The following is a 6,180-nucleotide window of genomic DNA, read 5'->3' on the forward strand; positions in this document are numbered from 1 at the left end:
TCGGGCCCTTGAGCTGGGTGGCCGGCAGTTCGGCGACGGCGGGGGCGGCGGGCTTCGCCGACACGGGGGCCGTCTCGTTCGGGTGCACCACCGTCCCGTCCACGTCGGCGGACGGCGCCGGGTCGCGCGGCAGGCCGTCCAGCGTGGTGTAGGTGGTGGCCTGGGGCAGCGCGCTCTCGCCTCCCTCCGCCGAGGACGTGGCGCCGACAGGCTCCTGCCCTCCTCCGCAGCCGGTCACGAGGATGGCGATGACCGCCAGTGCGGCCGCGCCCCGGACGGGCCCGTCGTGTGGGCGCGCCGCGCCGCGTGGTATCTCGTCGCTCACTGGTACTCCCGATGGTCATGGATGCCGGAGGCACGGATCTCCTCGTCCCCCGCCGTTCCTCCGACTCGCCTCTGCGCCCAGTGATTACGCACGAAGCCACACTGGGGTTGCACGGAGTGTGGCCCCTGTTGCGGACCGTGAATCCGTGCTCCGACGTGGACCTTTGCCGGGCATCGCGCACCACGGGATACCTGGGAACAAATCGGGGATTGACATGTGTTTGAACCCTCAACTAACCTCGGCAGAGGTCGTTGAAGTTTCAAACACATCACGCACAGGAGTCACCATGAGCATCGCCGCCGTCGCACCCGAGCTGACCGCCGGAACCTGGAACATCGACCCCGCGCACTCGGAGATCACCTTCGTCATCCGCCACCTGATGACCAAGGTGCGCGGGACGTTCACCGAGTTCACCGGGTCCGTGCAGATCGCCGAGGAGCTGGGCGAGTCGACGGCCACGGCCGAGATCAAGATGGCCTCGCTCGACACCCGCAACGCCGAGCGGGACGCGCACGTGCGGACCGCCGACGTCCTGGACGTCGAGAAGTACCCGACCATGACCTTCAACACCAAGGGCGTGCGCGCCGAGGGCGGCGAGTACTACCTGGACGGCGAGCTGACCATCAAGGACGTCACCCGTCCGCTGAGCCTCCGGGTCGAGTTCAACGGCGTCGGCGAGGACCCCTGGGGCGGGACGCGCGCCGGTTTCTCCGCCGAGGCCACGATCAACCGCAAGGACTGGGGCATCGAGTTCAACATCCCGCTGAAGGGCGAGAAGGCCCTGCTCAGCGACAAGGTCGACCTCCAGCTTGAGGTCCAGGCCGTGCGCGCCTGACCCGTCCCGCGAGCCGCGAAGAGCCGTCCACACCCCTGTGGACGGCTCTTCGCGCGTCTGCGTCGACTTGCGGCGTGTTGTTGTTACGAGCGGGCCGGAAGCAACAACACGCCGCAAGTCAACGAGGTCTAGGCGAGGGGGAGGGAGAGGGCGAAGCGGGCGCCCTCGGGGTGGTCGGCGACGCGGAGGGTGCCGCCGTGAGCGTGCGCGATCTCGCGGGCGATCGCCAGGCCGAGGCCCGTGCCGCCGGCGCCGCGGCTGCGGGCGCTGTCGAGGCGGGTGAAGCGCTCGAAGACGCGCTCGCGATCGGCGGGCGCGATGCCGGGGCCGTCGTCGGTGACGGTGAGCAGCGCCTCGCCGTCCGCCCGGGTCACCTCGACCGTGATCGATGAGCTCGCGAAGCGTTCGGCGTTGTCCAGGAGGTTCCCCAGCAGCCGGACGAGCTGCATGCGCACGCCGCGCACCCGCACGTCCCCGGTGAACACCGTGCCGACCTTCAGCGTGAACGCGCGGCGGCCGACCTCGGAGGCGGCCAGCGCGCACAGGTCGATCCGCTCCTGCCCGTTGGTCCCGCCGGTACCGATGCGGGCGAGCAGGAGGAGGTCGGTGACGATCGACTCCAGCCGGTCGGTGTCGCGCAGCGCCGACTCGACGACGGCCCGCAGGTCGTTGTCGTCGGGATGCATCGACGCGTCCTCGAGGTTGGTGCGCAGGCCCGCGATCGGGGTCCGCAGCTCGTGGGACGCGTCGGACGCGAACTGCCGCTGCCGCCCGACCGCGCGTTCGAGCCGGTCGAGCGTGGCGTTGGCGGTGCGGGCGAGCTGCGCGATCTCGTCCTGGCCGGGCGGCTGCGGGACGCGCCGGCTCAGATCGGTGGCGCTGATCTCGGCCAGCTGGGCGCGGATCGCCTCGACCGGGCCGAGGGTGCGGCCGACGACCTGCCAGGTGATCCGCGCGGCGAGGGCGACCAGGAGCAGGACGCCGGCGGCGAGCACCGCCTCCAGCAGGCCGTTCACCAGGTAGGACGGCATCGGCGTCGCCGCGTACACGACGACCGAGCCGGGCGCGGTGGTCGCGCGGATGGCCTCGACCACGAGGCATTCGCGGTCCGGCCAGGAACCGTGGCACTCGGTGTAGTCGCGGACGCGCAGGTTGCTCGACGGCCAGAGTCTGCTCACCGGCGGTTCGTCCGTTACGGCCGGTGTGGCGTTCGTTACCCGGCCCCCGGGCGCGATCACCTGGATCCGGACGCGGCCGCGGGTCTCGTCCGGGATGGAGACCGGCAGCGTCCCGTCCCGGACGCCGCCGCTGGCCCTGCGGCCCTCGGCCTGGGTCTGCTGGAGAATCTCCGCCTTGACCGCGCTGCGCACGGCGAAGTCGGCGCCGGCGGCGGTGATGCCGAAGACGACGGCGGCGAGCACAGCGGCGACGAGCGTGTCCCGGGTCCGGATGGACCGGGGGCGCAGGCGCATGGCCCCTCCCCGCTGGAGTTACCGCATTCCGGACGATCCACACACGCTACCGGTCGGTCATGAAACGGGGAGCCCGAAATTGGTGCCGGGTTTTCACCTCCCCTCACCGGGACATCCCGTTTTTAGACGGTTCCTCCGGAGCACAGGGACGGACACATGGGCAGGGACGTGGCTTCGGTCACCATCAGCGGCGAGGACCGCCGTCGGTACCGCGACAAGGTGCGCAGGTGCCTCGACGTGCTGGCCCGCATGCTGGGCGAATCTCAGTTCGACTTCGAGCACCCCCACATCGGCCTGGAGATCGAGCTGAACCTGATCGACGCGATCGGCGACCCGCTGATGCGCAACGCGGACGTACTGAAGGCGATCGCCGACCCGGCCTGGGCGACCGAACTCGGCCAGTTCAACCTGGAGATCAACATCCCGCCCCGCGAACTCCGCGGCGAGGGCACCGGCGAACTGGAGGCGGAGGTCCGCGACCATCTCCAGCACGCCGACGAGCGGGCCCGCGAGGTCGGCGGGCGGCTCGCCATGATCGGCATCCTGCCGACACTGCGGCGCACCGACATCGGGGAGGAGACCCTCTCGGCCAACAGCCGCTACAAGATGCTGAACGACCAGATCTTCGCGGCGCGCGGCGAGGAGATGCGCATCGCCATCGACGGCGCCGAACCGCTGCACATGCACGCCGACACCATCCTTCCCGAGGCCGCGTGCACCAGCGTCCAGTTCCACCTCCAGGTGAGCCCGGACCAGTTCGGCGCCTACTGGAACGCGGCCCAGGCCATCTCCGGGCCGCAGGTCGCCATGGGCGCCAACTCCCCCTACCTGTTCGGGCACGAGCTCTTCCACGAGACGCGGATCAGCCTGTTCGAGCAGGCCACCGACACGCGTCCGGACGAGCTCAAGGCCCAGGGCGTCCGGCCCCGCGTCTGGTTCGGCGAACGCTGGATCACGTCCGTGTTCGACCTGTTCGAGGAGAACACCCGCTACTTCCCGGCCCTGCTGCCCCTTTGCGACGACGAAGAGCCCCGGGACGTCCTCGACGAGGGCGGAATCCCCGAACTGGGCGAACTCACCCTCCACAATGGAACGGTCTACCGCTGGAACCGTCCCATCTACGCGGTCGTGAAGGGCCGCCCCCACCTGCGGGTGGAGAACCGCGTCCTCCCGGCCGGGCCGTCCGTCGCGGACGTCGTCGCCAACGGCGCCTTCTACTACGGCGTCGTCCGCATGCTCGCCGAAGACGAACGTCCCGTCTGGACGCGCATGTCCTTCGCCACCGCCGAGGACAACCTGCACCGCGCCGCCCGCGACGGCCTCGACTCCATCCTGTACTGGCCCGGCCTGGGCGAAGTCCCCGCCTCCGAACTCATCCTCCGGAAACTCCTGCCCCTCGCCCACGAGGGCCTCCAGCGCTGGGGCGTCGACCCCGTCCGCCGCGACCGCCTCCTCGGCATCATCGAACGCCGCTGCGTCACCGGCCAGACCGGCGCCGCCTGGCAGATCAACACGGTGCGGTCCATCGAGGAGTCCTTCGGCACGCCCAGGCACGAGGCCCTGCGCATGATGACCCGCTCCTACGTGGACCACATGGGCCACAACGACCCGGTCCACACCTGGCCCATCGGCCCCTGATCCCGACCGGCCTGATCTTCACAAGTCCTGCACATGTCCCGCCCGCCGCCTCCATATCGGGCTTCTAGAGTCTCGTTCCGTGAGTGACAACGGGACGCGGATCCTGGTCGTCGAGGACGAGCCGACGATCGCGCGGGCGGTGACCGACCGGCTGAGGGCCGAGGGGTTCGGCGTCGAGATCGCCGGCGACGGCCCCTCGGCCGTCGAGCGGGCTCGCGCGTTCGAGCCGCACCTCATCGTGCTGGACGTGATGCTGCCCGGGTTCGACGGCCTGGAGGTCTGCCGGCGCGTGCAGGCGGAACGTCCCGTCCCGGTGCTGATGCTGACGGCCCGCGACGACGAGACGGACCTCATCGTGGGCCTCGGCGTCGGCGCCGACGACTACGTGACCAAGCCGTTCAGCATGCGCGAGCTCGTGGCCCGCATCCGCGCGGTGCTGCGGCGGGTCGACCGGCCACGGGTGGACGCCGCGGCGGACCCGGCGGCCGGCGGCCCGGTGCGGCTGGGCGAGCTGGAGGTCGACCAGCGTGCCCGGAAAGTCCGCAGAGACGGCCGCGAGGTCCATCTCACGCCGATCGAGTTCGACCTGCTCACCTGCCTCATGCGCAACCAGGGGACGGTGCTGACCCGCGCCGTCCTGCTGGAACAGGTCTGGGACTGGGCGGACGCGTCCGGGACCCGGGTCGTCGACAGCCACGTCAAGGCGCTGCGGCGGAAGCTCGGACAGGGGCTGATCCGCACCGTCCACGGCGTCGGCTACAGCCTGGAGGTCTCGCCGTGACCGCCGAGGGGCGGAGCGCCGTCCACAGGCTGTGGGCGAAACTGCCCCGCCCGCTGGACCCGCTGCGGTCGATCAAGGTGAAGTTCGGCGTCGTGGTGGTCGTCACCGCCTGCGTCGCCGTCCTGATCGTCCTGTGGGGGTACCCGCTGGGGTTCCGGGCGCGGGAGACGATGCCGGTCGGCCTGCTCATCGCGGTCGTGGTGATCCAGCTCGTCGCGCACGGGATGACCGCGCCGCTGCGGGAGATGACGGCGGCGGCGCGGGCGATGGCGCGCGGCGACTACAGCCGCCGGGTGCGCGCCACCTCCCGTGACGAGGTGGGCGAGCTGGCGCAGGCGTTCAACCGGATGGCGGCCGACCTCGCCGAGGTCGACCGGCAGCGCCGCGAGTTCGTCGCGAACGTGTCGCACGAGCTGCGCACCCCGATCAGCGCGCTGCGGGCCGTCCTGGAGAACGTCGCGGACGGCGTCACGCCCCCCACACCCGACGTCCTCGAATCGGCGCTGGACCAGACCGAGCGGCTCGGCCGCCTCGTCACGCAGCTGCTGGACCTGTCGCGGGTCGAGGCGGGCGCGGCGACGCTCGACATCGCCGACATCGACGTGGCCGCGTTCATCGCCGACGTCACCGCGGAGGCCGCCGCCGGCCACCCGGACGCCGTGTTCGAGTCCGATGTCGCGCCCGGCCTGCACGCCGCCGCAGACCGCGACCGGCTCCACCAGATCGTCGCGAACCTGCTCGACAACGCCGCCCGGCACGGCCCGCCCGGCAGGCCCGTCACCGTCACGGCGCACGCCGGGAACATCCCCGGCGTCCTCGTCATCGAAGTAGCCGACGAAGGACCCGGCATCCCACCCCAGGAGCGCGCCCGTGTCTTCGAACGCTTCTCCCGCGGCTCCGTGTCCGGCCCCCGCGCCGGGACGCCGGGTGGCGGCACCGGCCTCGGCCTCGCCATCGCGAGCTGGGCGACCGACCTGCACGGCGGCGACATCACCGTCCTGGACACCCCGAGCGGCTGCCGCATACGCCTCGTGATCCCCTCAGAACCGGGAGACCCCACATGACGAACCCACCGAAGGACCCGTCCGAAGAACCCTCAACGCCACCCGGCACCCCGGACACCCCTCCC

The 6,180-nt window shown here is 71.3% G+C and carries 5 protein-coding genes and 1 pseudogene; 4 read left to right on the plus strand and 2 right to left on the minus strand.

The annotated features are described in order from the left end of the window. Nucleotides 1–325: pseudogene (locus E1281_RS35955) on the minus strand (hypothetical protein); the annotation flags it as partial. 286 nt (nucleotides 326–611) lie between these two features. Between E1281_RS35955 and E1281_RS35960 the strand changes: the two are divergent. After that, nucleotides 612–1,160, plus strand: a complete 549-nt coding sequence (locus tag E1281_RS35960) for a YceI family protein (protein WP_131884169.1) — start codon at nucleotides 612–614, stop codon at nucleotides 1,158–1,160. 128 nt (nucleotides 1,161–1,288) lie between these two features. Here E1281_RS35960 and E1281_RS35965 read toward each other — a convergent pair whose 3' ends face one another. Continuing rightward, the gene (locus E1281_RS35965) at nucleotides 1,289–2,632 is read right to left on the minus strand and encodes an ATP-binding protein (protein ID WP_131884170.1); all 1,344 of its coding nucleotides are present in this window, start codon (nucleotides 2,630–2,632) and stop codon (nucleotides 1,289–1,291) included. Between the two features lie 156 nt (nucleotides 2,633–2,788). On the opposite strand from E1281_RS35965, the gene E1281_RS35970 reads away from it, so the two are divergent. The 3 genes from E1281_RS35970 (at nucleotide 2,789) to E1281_RS35980 (ending at nucleotide 6,115) form a co-directional block, all read left to right on the plus strand. Continuing rightward, nucleotides 2,789–4,270 (plus strand): glutamate--cysteine ligase, encoded by a 1,482-nt coding sequence (locus E1281_RS35970; RefSeq protein WP_131884171.1) that lies wholly within the window; start codon nucleotides 2,789–2,791, stop codon nucleotides 4,268–4,270. Between the two features lie 79 nt (nucleotides 4,271–4,349). Then, nucleotides 4,350–5,051, plus strand: a complete 702-nt coding sequence (locus tag E1281_RS35975; RefSeq protein WP_165959254.1) for a response regulator transcription factor — start codon at nucleotides 4,350–4,352, stop codon at nucleotides 5,049–5,051. After that, nucleotides 5,048–6,115 carry a HAMP domain-containing sensor histidine kinase gene (locus tag E1281_RS35980; protein WP_243717744.1) on the plus strand — a complete coding sequence of 356 codons (1,068 nt, stop codon included), beginning with the start codon at nucleotides 5,048–5,050 and terminating at the stop codon, nucleotides 6,113–6,115. Before E1281_RS35975 ends, E1281_RS35980 begins: the two co-directional genes overlap by 4 nt. The last annotated feature ends 65 nt before the right edge of the window (nucleotides 6,116–6,180 follow it).

It is taken from the genome of Actinomadura sp. KC345 (assembly GCF_004348515.1).
Classification (GTDB): domain Bacteria; phylum Actinomycetota; class Actinomycetes; order Streptosporangiales; family Streptosporangiaceae; genus Spirillospora.

Excerpts from the sequence above, each read along its gene's own strand:
- E1281_RS35960 (WP_131884169.1), top strand. The coding sequence starts at position 612 with ATGAGCATCGCCGCCGTCGCACCCGAGCTGACCGCCGGAACCTGGAAC.
- E1281_RS35965 (WP_131884170.1), bottom strand. The coding sequence starts at position 2,632 with ATGCGCCTGCGCCCCCGGTCCATCCGGACCCGGGACACGCTCGTCGCC.
- E1281_RS35970 (WP_131884171.1), top strand. The coding sequence starts at position 2,789 with ATGGGCAGGGACGTGGCTTCGGTCACCATCAGCGGCGAGGACCGCCGT.